General features: G+C 64.8%; 14 protein-coding genes and 1 pseudogene. 9 read left to right on the top strand and 6 right to left on the bottom strand.

The annotated features are described in order from the left end of the window. Positions 1-62: 62 nt before the first annotated feature. Positions 63-1235 (top strand): M20 aminoacylase family protein, encoded by a 1173-nt coding sequence (locus tag J2R76_RS02210; protein ID WP_076828489.1) that lies wholly within the window; start codon positions 63-65, stop codon positions 1233-1235. Between the two features lie 55 nt (positions 1236-1290). On the opposite strand, the gene J2R76_RS02205 is transcribed toward J2R76_RS02210, so the two are convergent. Together J2R76_RS02205 and J2R76_RS02200 are read right to left on the bottom strand one after the other, a co-directional pair. Beyond that, complete coding sequence (locus tag J2R76_RS02205; RefSeq protein WP_076828487.1) at positions 1291-2331, bottom strand: agmatine/peptidylarginine deiminase; 1041 nt, start codon at positions 2329-2331, stop codon at positions 1291-1293. Continuing rightward, positions 2328-2900, bottom strand: a complete 573-nt coding sequence (locus J2R76_RS02200) for a cytochrome b (RefSeq protein ID WP_076828485.1) — start codon at positions 2898-2900, stop codon at positions 2328-2330. The genes J2R76_RS02205 and J2R76_RS02200 overlap by 4 nt, the downstream gene beginning before the upstream one ends. Positions 2901-3084: 184 nt before the next feature. Here J2R76_RS02200 and murI point away from each other — a divergent pair, with 184 nt between their 5' ends. The 8 genes and pseudogenes from murI to J2R76_RS02160 all read left to right on the top strand — a co-directional run bounded on the left by murI (position 3085) and on the right by J2R76_RS02160 (position 8917). Further along, a complete protein-coding gene (gene murI, locus J2R76_RS02195; protein WP_076828483.1) occupies positions 3085-3882 on the top strand; it encodes a glutamate racemase in 798 nt (265 codons plus the stop codon). A gap of 59 nt (positions 3883-3941) precedes the next feature. Then, on the top strand, positions 3942-4718 hold the full coding sequence (locus J2R76_RS02190) for an HpcH/HpaI aldolase/citrate lyase family protein (protein WP_076828481.1): 777 nt from the start codon (positions 3942-3944) through the stop codon (positions 4716-4718). Between the two features lie 290 nt (positions 4719-5008). Then, positions 5009-5397 (top strand): annotated as a pseudogene (locus tag J2R76_RS02185) (cupin domain-containing protein). Positions 5398-5515: 118 nt separating this feature from the next. Continuing rightward, positions 5516-6301: an acyltransferase gene (locus J2R76_RS02180; protein WP_076828479.1), complete on the top strand. Its 786-nt coding sequence runs from the start codon at positions 5516-5518 to the stop codon at positions 6299-6301. Between the two features lie 269 nt (positions 6302-6570). Next, positions 6571-7188 carry a 30S ribosomal protein S4 gene (rpsD, locus tag J2R76_RS02175; RefSeq protein ID WP_076828559.1) on the top strand — a complete coding sequence of 206 codons (618 nt, stop codon included), beginning with the start codon at positions 6571-6573 and terminating at the stop codon, positions 7186-7188. A gap of 119 nt (positions 7189-7307) precedes the next feature. Continuing rightward, positions 7308-7535: a hypothetical protein gene (locus tag J2R76_RS02170; RefSeq protein WP_076828477.1), complete on the top strand. Its 228-nt coding sequence runs from the start codon at positions 7308-7310 to the stop codon at positions 7533-7535. Continuing rightward, positions 7514-7810, top strand: a complete 297-nt coding sequence (locus J2R76_RS02165; protein WP_076828475.1) for a type II toxin-antitoxin system RelE/ParE family toxin — start codon at positions 7514-7516, stop codon at positions 7808-7810. Before J2R76_RS02170 ends, J2R76_RS02165 begins: the two co-directional genes overlap by 22 nt. Positions 7811-7849: 39 nt before the next feature. Then, positions 7850-8917, top strand: a complete 1068-nt coding sequence (locus tag J2R76_RS02160; RefSeq protein ID WP_076828474.1) for a low specificity L-threonine aldolase — start codon at positions 7850-7852, stop codon at positions 8915-8917. A 51-nt stretch (positions 8918-8968) separates the two neighbouring features. On the opposite strand, the gene J2R76_RS02155 is transcribed toward J2R76_RS02160, so the two are convergent. The 4 genes from J2R76_RS02155 to grxD form a co-directional block, all read right to left on the bottom strand. Beyond that, positions 8969-10231 carry a serine hydrolase gene (locus J2R76_RS02155; RefSeq protein ID WP_076828472.1) on the bottom strand — a complete coding sequence of 421 codons (1263 nt, stop codon included), beginning with the start codon at positions 10229-10231 and terminating at the stop codon, positions 8969-8971. 103 nt (positions 10232-10334) lie between these two features. Further along, the gene (locus tag J2R76_RS02150; protein WP_076828470.1) at positions 10335-11618 is read right to left on the bottom strand and encodes a serine hydrolase; all 1284 of its coding nucleotides are present in this window, start codon (positions 11616-11618) and stop codon (positions 10335-10337) included. 49 nt (positions 11619-11667) lie between these two features. Further along, a complete protein-coding gene (locus J2R76_RS02145) occupies positions 11668-12219 on the bottom strand; it encodes an O-acetyl-ADP-ribose deacetylase (protein ID WP_057018462.1) in 552 nt (183 codons plus the stop codon). Beyond that, complete coding sequence (gene grxD / locus J2R76_RS02140; RefSeq protein ID WP_016843475.1) at positions 12216-12548, bottom strand: Grx4 family monothiol glutaredoxin; 333 nt, start codon at positions 12546-12548, stop codon at positions 12216-12218. The genes J2R76_RS02145 and grxD overlap by 4 nt, the downstream gene beginning before the upstream one ends. Between the last annotated feature and the right edge of the window lie 65 nt (positions 12549-12613).

The following is a 12613-nucleotide window of genomic DNA, read 5'->3' as shown; positions in this document are numbered from 1 at the left end:
AAGTCGGCGGGTTACGCTACGCTGACCCGCCCACCAAAGTTCACAAGAAACGGACGCTCCCCATGCCCATCGTCAATCGCGTTGCCGCCCTCTCGGATGAAATGGCCGCCTGGCGCCATGACTTCCATGAGAATCCCGAACTGCTCTACGAAGTCCACCGCACCGCCGGCATCGTCGCCGACAGACTGCGCGAGTTCGGCTGCGACGAGGTGGTGACGGGGATCGGGCGCACCGGCGTGGTCGGCGTGATCCGCGGCCGCAAGTCCACTTCGGGAAAGACCATCGGCCTGCGCGCCGACATGGACGCGCTGCCGATCGCGGAGGCCTCGGGCGTCGCCTACGCCTCGAAGATTCCCGGCAAGATGCACGCGTGCGGCCATGACGGCCACACCGCAATGCTGCTCGGCGCCGCCAAATATCTCACCGAGACGCGCAATTTCGACGGCACCGCGGTCGTGATCTTCCAGCCCGCCGAGGAAGGCGGCGCCGGCGGCAAGGCGATGGTCGACGACGGGCTGATGACCCGGTGGGGCATCCAGGAGGTCTACGGCCTGCACAACATGCCCGGCCTGCCCGAGGGTTACTTCGCGACGACGCCGGGCCCGATGCTGGCCTCGTCAGACACGTTGAAGATCGTGGTCCACGGCAAGGGCGGCCACGCCGGCGCCGCCCCGCACGAGGCGGTCGACAGCGTGCTGATCGGCGCCCAGATCATCAATGCGTTGCAGTCGATCGTATCGCGCAATGTCGACCCGCTGAAATCGGCGGTCATCTCGATCACCATGTTCGAGGCCGGCACCGCGTTCAACGTGATCCCGGAGACCGTGACGCTGGGCGGCACCGTGCGCACGCTCGATCCCGGTGTGCGCGACCTGGTCGAGCGCCGGATCGGCGAGGTCGCCTCCAGCATCGCCAAGGCCTATGGCGGCTCGGCCGAGACGGATTATGGACGCATGTATCCGGTGACGTTGAACCACGCGCGCGAGGCCGGCGTCGCCGCCGAGGTCGCCCGCGATGTGGTCGGCGCCGACCGCGTCAACGACAATCTGGTGCCGGTGATGGGCGCCGAGGATTTCGCCTTCATGCTGGAAGCGCGACCCGGCGCGTTCGTCTTCCTCGGCATGGGCGACGGTCCGATGTGCCACCACCCCGCCTACAAGTTCAACGACAACATCCTCGGCCACGGCGCCTCCTACTGGGTGCGGCTGGTCGAGAAGCAGATGCCGGCGGGCTAGCGCCGCTCGTGCAGCCACGGCCCGGTCGCCCGCTTCGCGACCGGGCCGCCAGCTTTCACAAGCGCGGCTGCTGCTGCGTCACGCAGTGGATGCCGCCGCCACCGGCGGCGATGCCGTCGATATCGAGCTGGATGATTTCCCGGTCGGGGTACAGGTCGCGCAGCTTGTCGCGCGCGTTGCGGTCCGCTGCCGCATCACCGAATTCCGGCGCGATCACGGCACCGTTGCAAACGTAGAAATTGATGTAGCCGGCGGCGAAGCCGTCGTCGTTTCCGTACTTTGGACGGACCGTCGACGGTCCCTGCAACTCCACGACCTTCAGGTGTCGACCTCTTGCGTCTGTCGACTTGCGCAGGATTGCCAGGTGTTCTCTCGTCACCTCGTAATCGTCGAACGACGTATCCATCTCCAGGCCCGCGACAACGACGCCCGGGCTGGTGAAGCGCGCGTAGAAATCGGTATGGCCGTCGGTAATGTCGTCTTTGTTGTGACAGCCGGGTAGCCAGATGATCTCCTGCAGCCCGAGCAGGCGGAAGAGTTCAGCCTCGCATTCATCCTTCGTCAAACCAGGATTGCGATTGTCGTTGAGAACACAGCTTTTGGTGATGATCGCTGTCCCCTCGCCGTCGACTTCGATGCCGCCGCCCTCCAGCTTCGGGCCGGCCTTGATGAACTCAGCTTGCGCAAGCTCGGCCACACGTTCCGCGATCTTGGCATCATGCGCATGCCTTTGTTTCCCGCCCCAGCCGTTGAAGTTGAAGCCGACGGCTCCGAGTTGCCCTGACGGGTTCGTTACAAAGACCGGTCCGGTGTCCCTGATCCAGATGTCGTCGAGCGGTTGAACAACGAGGTTCACCCGAGGGCCGCATAGCCGCGCGGCAATATCGTAGTCTTCCTTGCGCACCAGCATGTTCACGGGCTCATGAGCCGCGATCTCCTTCGCGACCAGGGCGAGGTTTTCCCTGACCACCGGAAGCAGCCGCTGCTTGCGCCAGATCTTAGTGTCGTGCGCGAACGCCATCCAGGTGGCGACATGCAAAGCGCTCTCGTCCGGCATCCGCCAACGGCGGTCAGCGTCCGGTGCGGAGTTTCTCATGTGGACAAACCGGCTTGGTCCGCCGCGCCCGTCCCCACCATCCGCGCGGCGACACGGTCGCGCTTGACGAAGTGGTGGAAGGCGACCGCGGCGAGGTGCAGCACGATCAGCGCCAGCAAGACATAGGCGAAGAAGATGTGGCGATCCTCAAAGGCATCCGCCGCCGCCTTGTCGGGCGAGGTGATCTGGGGAACGTGAAACAGGCCGAAGAAGCTCGAATAATCCTGGGCGCGGGCGCCGGAATGCGCCCACCCCAGCATCGCCACCAGGAGGGTGACGGCGTAGAGCGCGCCGTGGCTGACCCGGGCGGCGATCCGCTGCCAGGAGGGCATCTCGGCCGGCAGCGCCGGCGTCGGGTTGACGCCGCGCCAGACCAGCCGCAGCACGGTGAGCAGCAGCACCAGGTAGCCGATATCGGCGTGGATCGAGCGGTAGAAGAACTTGTCCGCCCGCGCCGGGACGTGGTTCATCCACCAGCCATAGGCCAGCATGCCGATGATGGCGATGCCGAGCACCCAGTGGAACGCGCGGGCGAGCGAGCCCCAGCTCGCGGCGGTATTGCGGATCATGTCGCGTGGCCCCCTTGCGGCCGCATTTTTGGATTTCACACGTCGCAGCAATAGTTTGCCGTGATACTTGCAGCTATCGGTCAAGGCCATGTGAAATTCCCGGCTTCACCGCCTTTTGTCGGCCGAAGCGGCCGGATAGCCAAAAACAACTGAATGGTAACCCTGCTTCGGATAGAGTTTTCGCGTGTCCACTCCCCCGACCATCCTTGTGTTCGATTCCGGTCTCGGCGGCCTCACCGTGCTGCGCGAGATCGTCCGCGCCCGGCCCGACGCGCATTACGTCTATGTCGCCGACGACGCCTTCTTCCCCTATGGCCATCACGGCGAGGACGAGATCATCGCCCGCGTGGTGCCGCTGGTCGGTGAGCTGATCGCGGCCCACGCGCCCGACCTCGTCGTGATTGCCTGCAACACGGCGTCCACGCTGGTCATGGCGCATTTGCGCGACGCCTATCCTTTGCCCTTCGTCGGCACCGTGCCGGCGATCAAGCCGGCCTGCGCCTCGTCGAAAACGAAGCGCGTGTCGGTGCTCGGCACAAGGGGCACCGTGAAGCGCGAATATACCCGCAAGCTGATCTCGGACTTTGCGCAAGGCTGCGAGGTGACGCTGGTCGGCTCCGGCGAGCTCGCTTCGCTGGCGGAGGCCGCCCTCAGCGGCGAGAGGGTGCGCGACGAGGATATCGCGGCCGAGCTCGCGCCCTGCTTCGTCGGCGATGGCGCCCATGACCCCGCCCGCACTGACACCGTCGTGCTCGCCTGCACGCATTATCCGCTGCTGCTGGAGCGCCTCAGGAGGCTCGCGCCCTGGCCGGTCGACTGGATCGATCCGGCGCCGGCGATCGCACGCCGCGTCGCCGACCTGCTCGGCCCGGCAGGCTCGGAGAGTGACCAGGCCGGCGCCGAGATGATCTTCACATCGAAGCGCCCGCACGCGCTGACGGAAGCGCTGACGCCATTCTTCGGCGGCCGCGTGCCGGCCTGATCCTTTTCGCCGTCACAACGCGCTGCTAGCCTCTGCTCTCCTTCGAGGGAGGACCAAATTTGACCGCAGCCCCGCTGACACCGCTCAATCGCCTGCGCGAGGCGTGGCGCGACAAGCGCCCGACCTTCGGCGCGATCGCGACCATTCCGAGCATCCAGACCGTGCAGATCATGGCGCAGTCGTTGGACTGGATCATCGTCGATCTCGAGCACGGCCCGATCGATCTCGGCACCGCCCATGCGATGATCGTGGCGACCTCGGGCACGCCCTGCGTGCCGATGGTGCGGATCGCCGCCAACGAGCCGCATCTCGCCAAGGCACCGATGGACATCGGCGCGCTCGGCATCAATTTTCCGATGATCTGCAACGCAAGCGATGCGGTGAAGGCGGTGCGCAGCGTGCGCTATCCGCCGCAAGGCGACCGGCTCTGGGGACCGTTCCATGCGCCGTTCCGCTGGGGCGTCTCGATGAACGACTATATGGCGACCGCTGACGACGACATGATCTGCATGATCACGATCGAGCACGTCGATGCCGTCAACCGCATCGACGAGATCATGGCGACACCGGGCATCGACCTCGCGGTGATTGGCCCCGGCGATCTCGCCACCTCGATCAACAAGCGCGGCCTGCCCGACGATCCCGAAGTGGTCGCGCTGATGCAGCGCGCCGAACAAGGCATCATGAAGAGCGGCGTGCCGATCGGCGGCGTCGCGCGCACCGCCGAACAGGCCAATGCGATGATCGACCGCGGCTACCTCGCGCTCGCACTCGGCTTCGACTGGTCGCTGTTCCAGCGCGGCATTGCGGCTGTGTTCGCGGGGATCAAGCGGTAGGCGTCAAACGCGGCCGCGCGGCGCTCCGCTTGTTCACAGCTGCCGGCGAGCAGGTTCCAGTCACGTCGTGAAGGAACCGCGGGCGCAACTTCCTGCATCGCGCCTGCGACGGAGTGAACGATGCGTGTCGCCGATACGGCTCGTTCGCCTGAGTAGCTCATGAATAAGCGGCACAACCCGCGCTGTTCGATGAACGGACTAATCCCAACGTCGCAAGTGCACATCACATATCGCCCGCTTTCCGCCGCGATTCCGCGCTGCTAGAGATTCGCGGGTTGGGAGGAAAATCCATGTTCAGGAAATTATTGCTTGGTCTCACTGTGATTGCCCTTGCCGGTGCCGGCGCTGCGCTGGCGCAGCAGAGCGGCATCAAGCGGACGCCGCTGCAGAAGGTCGATTTTCCGACAGGCTACAACACGATCACCGCGATCGCCGAGGTTCCGGCCGTAGGTGCGTCGGGGCGTCACACCCATCCCGGCGCTGAAACCGGCTATGTGCTCGAAGGCGAGCTCGAGCTTCTGATCGACGGCAAACCGCCGCTGAGCTGAAGGCGGGCGATTCCTACCAGATCCCGGAAGGCGCGGTGCACGACGCCAAGACGTCCGGCGACAAGCCGCTCAAGGTGCTCGGCGTCTATGTGGTCAAGGCCGGCGAGCCGTTGGCAAAACCCGCGCCGTGAGCAGAACCCTTTGGTCTCCGACCAGTTGGTTCATCTGAGCTCCAATGCGGCGAGCAACCATTTGAGCTCGCCGGGCCTTTGATTTTTTGCCTGTTTGCTAAGGAACTGAACCGAACGGATGCGCGGTAAATTTCGTCAGATTTCATTGCCGCGCCGTCTCGTCGCCGATCTGATGCATGCATCGGCCGGCGTGCCGCTGGTCTCCCTGAAGCGCACCCTGAACGTGCGGGCAATCGTCGAGGCTCGTGCACGTGCGGCGCAGGCACCGGGCTGGGCCGCCATCTTCGTCAAGGCATTCGCGCTGGTCGCCAGGACCGAGCCGACGTTACGCACGCTGCACGTCAAATGGCCGTGGCCTTGCCTCTACGAGTTGCCGCGCAGCGTCGGCATGGTGGCGATTGCCCGCGTTGAGAAGGGCGAGGATTGCGTGCTGTTCGAGCGCATCTGTGCCGCCGACGAGATGCCGCTCGCCGAGGTCGACGCGCTGATCCGCCGCGCCAAGACCGCGCCGCTGCACGAAATCCCCTCGTTCCGCAAAATGCTCTGCGTGACGCGCCTGCCGCTTCCGCTGCGCCGCCTGGCGTGGACGATCGGGATGAATTTTGGCCGGCAGCGCGCCAATTTCTGCGGCAGTTTTGGCGTGACCTCGGTCGCGGCCTATGGCCCCGGCGAGTTGCACGCGCTGAGCCCAGGGCCATTCCTGTTGAGCTACGGCGTGATCAGGCCGGACCACACTGTCGACTTGGTGCTGCGCTGGGACCATCTGGTCTGCGACGCCGCCCTGATCGCGCAGACCTTGATCCGCCTCGAGCAGGTGCTGGGCGGCGAAATCGCCGCGGAACTGGGCGCGGGCCGGCCGCAAGCCGATGCCCGGCTGGTCCGGGCGGCCGGAAGCCGCCTCTGAGGGGCAAAATCGGCGAATTTTGACGCCAATTCGGCCCAAAATGCCCTGCGTTTTGTTTGACAGAACCGGACTTTCTCCTTAAGACCACCTTGCTCGCGGGCCGGTTTTCGGCCCGCGATGCGTTTCGCGACCCGTGGTCCTCCCCGAGCTTTCGAGGCGGACCTGTCGGTACAGGCCTTTTGGCCGGTACACAGGAGGGCGCGTCTCCTCAAACCCTAGACTGACAAAACGCCGGGCGCTGGGTGCGACGGCTGTACAAAGAGGACGCGATGACAAAGCGCAGTGAGGCGAAGTACAAGATCGATCGCCGCATGGGCCAGAATATCTGGGGCCGCCCGAAGAGCCCCGTGAACCGCCGCGAATACGGCCCCGGCCAGCACGGCCAGCGCCGCAAGGGCAAGCTCTCCGACTTCGGCGTGCAGCTGCGCGCCAAGCAGAAGCTCAAGGGCTACTACGCCAACATTTCCGAGCGCCAGTTCCACGGCATCTATGTCGAAGCCAGCCGCCTGAAGGGCGACACCGGCGAGAACCTGATCGGCCTCCTGGAGCGCCGTCTCGACACCGTGGTCTACCGCGCCAAGTTCGTCTCCACGATGTTCGCCGCGCGCCAATTCATCAACCACGGCCACATCAAGGTGAACGGCCGCAAGGTCAACATCGGCAGCTACAAGCTGAAGGTCGGCGACCTCATCGAGGTCAAGGACTCCTCCAAGCAGCTGACGCCGGTGCTGGAAGCGGCCCAGCTCCCTGAGCGTGACGTGCCCGACTTCATCGAGGTCGATCACTCCAAGATGACCGCGACGTTCGCGCGCACCCCCGGCCTCTCGGACGTGCCATTCCCGGTGCAGATGGAGCCGCATCTGATCGTCGAATTCTATTCGCGCTGATCACTGCAGCATTGCGATATCCGAAAGGCCCCGGTTTTGCCGGGGCCTTTTTGTTTGCCCACAAGACGACTATGATATTCGGGACTTGGCAGATGACTGCCCGTTGAGGTTTCTTGCCGATGACCCGGTTACTGGAACAGGCCTTCGAGACAGTTTCAAACTTGCCTGACACAGAGCAGGACGAGCTCGCGCGCATCATGCTGCAGCTTGCCGGCGTCGACCAACCACCGCTTCAGCTCGCGCCGGAAGAAGACGCCGATCTGGCTGAAGCCGACTCCGAGATTGCACGCGGCGAGCTGGCAACGGCCGAGGAAGTCCGTGCGATGTGGGCAAAGCACGGGCTGTGAGCGTCCGTTACACGCGACGCGCTCTTGTTCAGATTGATCAGGCACTCTCCTATATCGAGACACGATCGCCCCAGGGGGCGGTCGACGTGCGGGACCGCATCTTGGCACTTGTCACGCTGCTGCAAGAGCAGCCGCGCGCAGGGCGCCCGACAAGCCGCTCAGGCGTCCGCCGGCTTTCGGCGACACCTTATCCCTACCTGATCGACTATCGCGTGACGCCCACCGAGATCATAATTATGCGGTTTCGTCACGCTGCCCGGAGGCCTATACGCTAGCGGCGATTCCGCACGCCAGCGGAGCGATGAGGAAAGCCCATGCACTACACCCCTGCCCGGCCCGATCCCAAGGCCCCGCCCGTCCGCATCAACCTTCTGTCCGATACGCAGACCAGGCCGACGCCGGCGATGCGCGAGGCGATGGCGAAGGCGGAGGTCGGCGACGAGCAGGTCGGCGACGATCCGACCACCAATGAGCTCTGCGCCCGCGTCGCCGATCTGCTCGGCAAGGAGGCTGCCGTCTTCATGCCGTCGGGCACCATGTGCAACGTCGCGGCGACGCTGGCCTATTGCCGCCCCGGCGACGAGATTTTGGCGCATGCGACCGCGCATATCATTGCGCGCGAGGGCGGCGCCCATGCCGCGCTCGGCGGTTTCCAGATCACGCAGCTGCCGGGCGATGACGGCCAGTTCACGCCTGAGACCTTCCAGGCCGCGCTGCATCCGCGCACCCGCTACCAGCCGCCGCAGGTGCTCGTCAGCGTCGAGCAGACCGCCAATATCGGTGGCGGCACGATCTGGAAGAAGGCAGCGCTCGACGAGGTCGTGCGTACCGCCAAGGCCCACGGCCTTGTCACCCACATGGACGGCGCGCGGCTGCTCAATGCGACTGTGGCGTCCGGCATCACGCCGCGCGACATGACGGCGGGCTGGGATTCCGCCTGGATCGATTTCTCCAAGGGCCTCGGCGCGCCGATCGGCGGCGTGATCGCCGGCACCCGCGCCTTCATCGACGATGTCTGGCGCTGGAAGCAGCGGCTCGGCGGCTCGATGCGGCAGTCCGGCGTCTGCGCCGCCGCCTGCATCCATGCGCTCGATCACCATGTCGACCGCCTCGCCGACGACCATGCCAATGCGCGGGCGCTGGCGCGCGGCCTGTCGCAGATCAACGGCATCGCGGTGCAGGCGCCGGAGACCAACCTCGTCTTCTTCAAGCCCGACGGCGCCGGCGTCTCAGGCGACAAGATGGTCGCCGAGCTGCGCAAGCGCGGCGTGACCCTGGCGATGATGGACGGCCGGATCAGGGCCTGCACGCATCTCGATGTCACCGCGGCGATGATCGAGGAAGCGGTCGGACACGTCAGGGACATCGTGCGCGCGGCGTAACTCCCGTAGCCCAGATTGCGCTTCGCTTCATCCGGGCTTCGAAGCTGAATTCTACCGCCCCATCGCCTGGTAGATCAGCGTCTTCAGCTCCTGCTGGATCCGGCCGCGCTGCGACGGCGTCTGCACCATGAAGATCCCGAACAGGTCGTCCGCGGGATCGATGAAGAAGAAGGTGCCGCCGACGCCGTCCCAGCGATACTCGCCCAGCGGCCAGTCTGTGTTCGCCGGCACCGAGGTGCGGACCGCGAAGCCGAGGCCGAAGCCGGAATTCGGACCAGGATAGTAGTTCTGGTCGCGCACGACGCCGGTCTCCGGACCGATATGGTCCCTCGCCATCAGCGCGATGGTCTCCGGCTTCAGATAGCGCCTGCCCTCATAGCTGCCGCCGTTCAGCAGCATCTGCGAGAAGCGCGCATAGTCGCCGATGGTGCCGACCATGCCGCCGCCGCCGGATTCCCATCGCAGCCGCTTGCGCGGATTGCGGACGTCGGCGACCGGACTGATGGTGCGATCCTTCGGCATCGGCTCGGCGATCAGCGGCCATTTCGCCCGGTCGGCGACGTAGAACGCGGTCTCGTTCATCCCGAGCGGGCCGAGCAGCCGCTCCTGCTCGACCTGAAACAGCGATTTCCCCGTGATCACCTCGATGATGCGGCCGAGCACGTCGGTGGAATGGCCGTAGTCCCATTGCGTGCCGGGTTGTTCGGCGAGCGGCAGCGCCGTGAGCCGCGCCACGAATTCGGCATTGTCGGGATCGTTGTTGAACAGGCCGGCATCGGCGTAGGTCTTGTTCACGATACCACCGCCGTAATAGCCGTAAGGCAGGCCGGCGGTGTGGCGCATCAGGTCTTCGATGGTGATGGGGCGCCTCAGCGGCTCCAGCGTCATCGCCATCTTGCCCTCATCGCCGCGCTTTTCCACCCCGACCTTCATGTCGGCAAAGGACGGGATATATTTCGACACCGGATCGCCGAGGGCGAGCTTGCCTTCCTCGACCAGCATCATCGCGATGACCGTGGTGATCGGCTTCGACATCGAATAGAGGCGGAAGATGGTATCCGCGCTCATCGAGAGCTCGGTGGCGACGTCGCGAACCCCGAACTTCTCGTAGTAGACCGGCTTGCCATGCTGCTGCAGCAGCAGGATCGCGCCCGGGATCTTTCCGGTCGCGACCTCGTTCCTGACATAGTCGGAGACCCTGGCGAGGCCCTCCGCCGAGAAGCTGTGCGCGGCCGGCCCCGCGGAGCCGGCCTTCGCAACCGTTGCGACCAACGCGAACGCTAGTGCCGCGACGAACGCGCGGCCCCCACGCATGCAAGCGCATGAGCCGATCCGCCTGAATCGGATCATGCCGTCATTCCCTTCTTTTCAACGCGCTGCTTCACGCGAACCGGTATCCACTTCGCTCGAAAACGCTCTAGTTTTCCATGGCTTCATAGACGAGCTGCTTCAGCGTCCGCTGGATGCGCTGACGCTCGGTCGGCGTCTGCTCCAGCAGAACGAAGAAGAAGTCCTGCTTGCGGTCGATGACATAATAGCAGCCGCTGGCGCCGTCCCATTTCAGCTCGCCGAGATCGCCGGGCGGTGGTGGCTTCGCAGTGCCGGGATCGGTGCGCACCGCGATCCCAAGCCCGAAGCCGAAGCCGTCGCCGGGGAAGTAAAAAAAGTCGCGCTCGACGCCGGAGCCCGGTCCGACGCGGTCGGTCGTCAGCTCCTTGAACGTCTCGGGCTTCAGGATGGTCTTGCCGTCGAGGGTGCCGCCATTGAGCAGCATCTGCGCGAAGCGCGAATAATCCGCCATGGTCGAGACCATGCCGCCGCTGGCGGACTCCCATTTCTTGACCTTGGTCGGATCGTTGACCCGGCCGACCCGGAAGTCGCTGTCGTTCGGCATCGGCTCGGCCATCAGCTTCTGCTTCTCGGGATCGGTGACGAAGAAGCCGGTGTCCTTCATGCCGAGCGGATCGAGCAGCCTTTCGCGCTCGATCGTCGAGAGCTTCTCGCCGGTGGTCACCTCCATCACGCGCGCCAGAATGTCGGTGGAATGGCCGTATTGCCAGAGCGCGCCGGGCTGGTTGTGCAGCGGCAGCTTGGCGATCCGCTCGGCGAATTCGGCGAGATCAAAATCTCCGCCGTAGATATTGGCTTCCTTGTAGGCCTTGCGGACCAGGCTGTCGCCATAGAAGCCGTAGGTGATACCCGACGTATGCGTCATCAGATCGAGGATCGTGAGCGGCCGCTTTGGCGGCACCAGCTCCAGCGTCTTGGTGCCGTCCTCGGCCTTCTTCTCGACGCCGACCTTCACGTTGGCAAAGGACGGGATGTATTTCGAGACGGGATCGTCGAGCTTGTATTTCCCTTCCTGCAGCAACTGCATCGACACCACGGCGGTGATCGACTTGGACATCGAGGCCAGCCGGAAGATGGTCTTGTCCGTGATCGGCACCTTGCTGACCACATCCTGCACGCCGAAGGCCTCGTGATAGACCGGCTTGCCGCGCTGCTGGATCAAGACGATGGCGCCGGGAATCTTCCCGGTCGCGACCTCGTTCTTAAAGAACTCGCTGATCTTGGCGAGCTTGTCGCGGTTGAAATGCGCACCCGCCGGAATCTCGTAGGTGCCCTCGGTGTGCGGGTACGCCGGCGCCGCCAGCACCACCGCGGCGGCCGCGGCCGCGCACGTCAAACGAAATGAATGCATTTGGATTATCCCTCCCCGGAAATCACGGGGAAGTGTAGCGGCGGTATCATCAGGCACAAGGGCTGCCAAAGGCCCCCAGGACCTTCTGATGAAGCTCGCCGCTTTGGGCAGAAAAGCAGCAAAAGATCACCTGCGCGAGGCCGGGTGCGGCGGCCAGGGCATCGACGACGGCCTTGACCGCGATGTCGGCGGCGCGATCCGGCGGGAAGTGATAGACGCCGGTCGAGATGGCGGGAAATGCGATGGAGCCCAGCTGATTGGCGTGGCACAGCTCGATGCCGCGGCGATAGCAGGATGCGAGCAGCGCATCCTCGTTTTGAATGCCGCCGTGCCAGATCGGGCCGACGGCGTGGATCACGTGCTTGGCCGGGAGCCGATAGCCTTTGGTGATCTTGGCATCGCCGGTCTTGCAGCCGTGCAAGGTGCGGCACTCAGCGAGCAGCTCGGGCCCCGCGGCACGATGGATCGCACCGTCAACGCCGCCACCGCCGAGCAGCGATGAATTGGCCGCGTTGACGATGGCGTCAACGCGCAGGGTCGTGATGTCGGTAACGATGACTTCGAGCCGCGCCTTGCCGATCTGGCGCGCCGTCAAGGTCAGGCAGCCACGTCGACCGGTATGCCCTTGTCGGCAAACAGCTGCTGCAATTCGCCGGCCTGGAACATCTCGCGGATGATGTCGCAACCGCCGACGAACTCGCCCTTCACATAGAGCTGCGGAATCGTCGGCCAGTTCGAATAGACCTTGATGCCGTTGCGCAGCTCGGCGGATTCGAGAACGTTGAGGCCTTTGTAGCCGACGCCGATGTGGTCGAGGATCTGCACGACCTGACCGGAAAACCCGCACTGCGGGAATTGCGGCGTGCCCTTCATGAACAGCACGACGTCGTTCGACTTCACTTCGTTGTCGATGAATTGCTCGATGCTCATTTTCGCTTCCTTCGGGGGCGGCGCTCTCAGGCCTTGACGGGCCGGCCCACCCTTCTAACCCGTGA

It is taken from the genome of Bradyrhizobium sp. USDA 4532, from assembly GCF_024171315.1.
Taxonomy (GTDB): domain Bacteria; phylum Pseudomonadota; class Alphaproteobacteria; order Rhizobiales; family Xanthobacteraceae; genus Bradyrhizobium; species Bradyrhizobium australafricanum.
Note: the sequence above shows the minus strand (reverse complement) of the source record. Positions and strands in the feature narration are given on the sequence as shown.

Excerpts from the sequence above, each read along its gene's own strand:
- J2R76_RS02210 (WP_076828489.1), top strand. The coding sequence starts at position 63 with ATGCCCATCGTCAATCGCGTTGCCGCCCTCTCGGATGAAATGGCCGCC.
- J2R76_RS02205 (WP_076828487.1), bottom strand. The coding sequence starts at position 2,331 with ATGAGAAACTCCGCACCGGACGCTGACCGCCGTTGGCGGATGCCGGAC.
- J2R76_RS02200 (WP_076828485.1), bottom strand. The coding sequence starts at position 2,900 with ATGATCCGCAATACCGCCGCGAGCTGGGGCTCGCTCGCCCGCGCGTTC.
- J2R76_RS02180 (WP_076828479.1), top strand. The coding sequence starts at position 5,516 with ATGCGCGGTAAATTTCGTCAGATTTCATTGCCGCGCCGTCTCGTCGCC.
- rpsD (WP_076828559.1), top strand. The coding sequence starts at position 6,571 with ATGACAAAGCGCAGTGAGGCGAAGTACAAGATCGATCGCCGCATGGGC.
- J2R76_RS02170 (WP_076828477.1), top strand. The coding sequence starts at position 7,308 with ATGACCCGGTTACTGGAACAGGCCTTCGAGACAGTTTCAAACTTGCCT.
- J2R76_RS02160 (WP_076828474.1), top strand. The coding sequence starts at position 7,850 with ATGCACTACACCCCTGCCCGGCCCGATCCCAAGGCCCCGCCCGTCCGC.
- J2R76_RS02155 (WP_076828472.1), bottom strand. The coding sequence starts at position 10,231 with ATGCGTGGGGGCCGCGCGTTCGTCGCGGCACTAGCGTTCGCGTTGGTC.
- J2R76_RS02150 (WP_076828470.1), bottom strand. The coding sequence starts at position 11,618 with ATGCATTCATTTCGTTTGACGTGCGCGGCCGCGGCCGCCGCGGTGGTG.
- grxD (WP_016843475.1), bottom strand. The coding sequence starts at position 12,548 with ATGAGCATCGAGCAATTCATCGACAACGAAGTGAAGTCGAACGACGTC.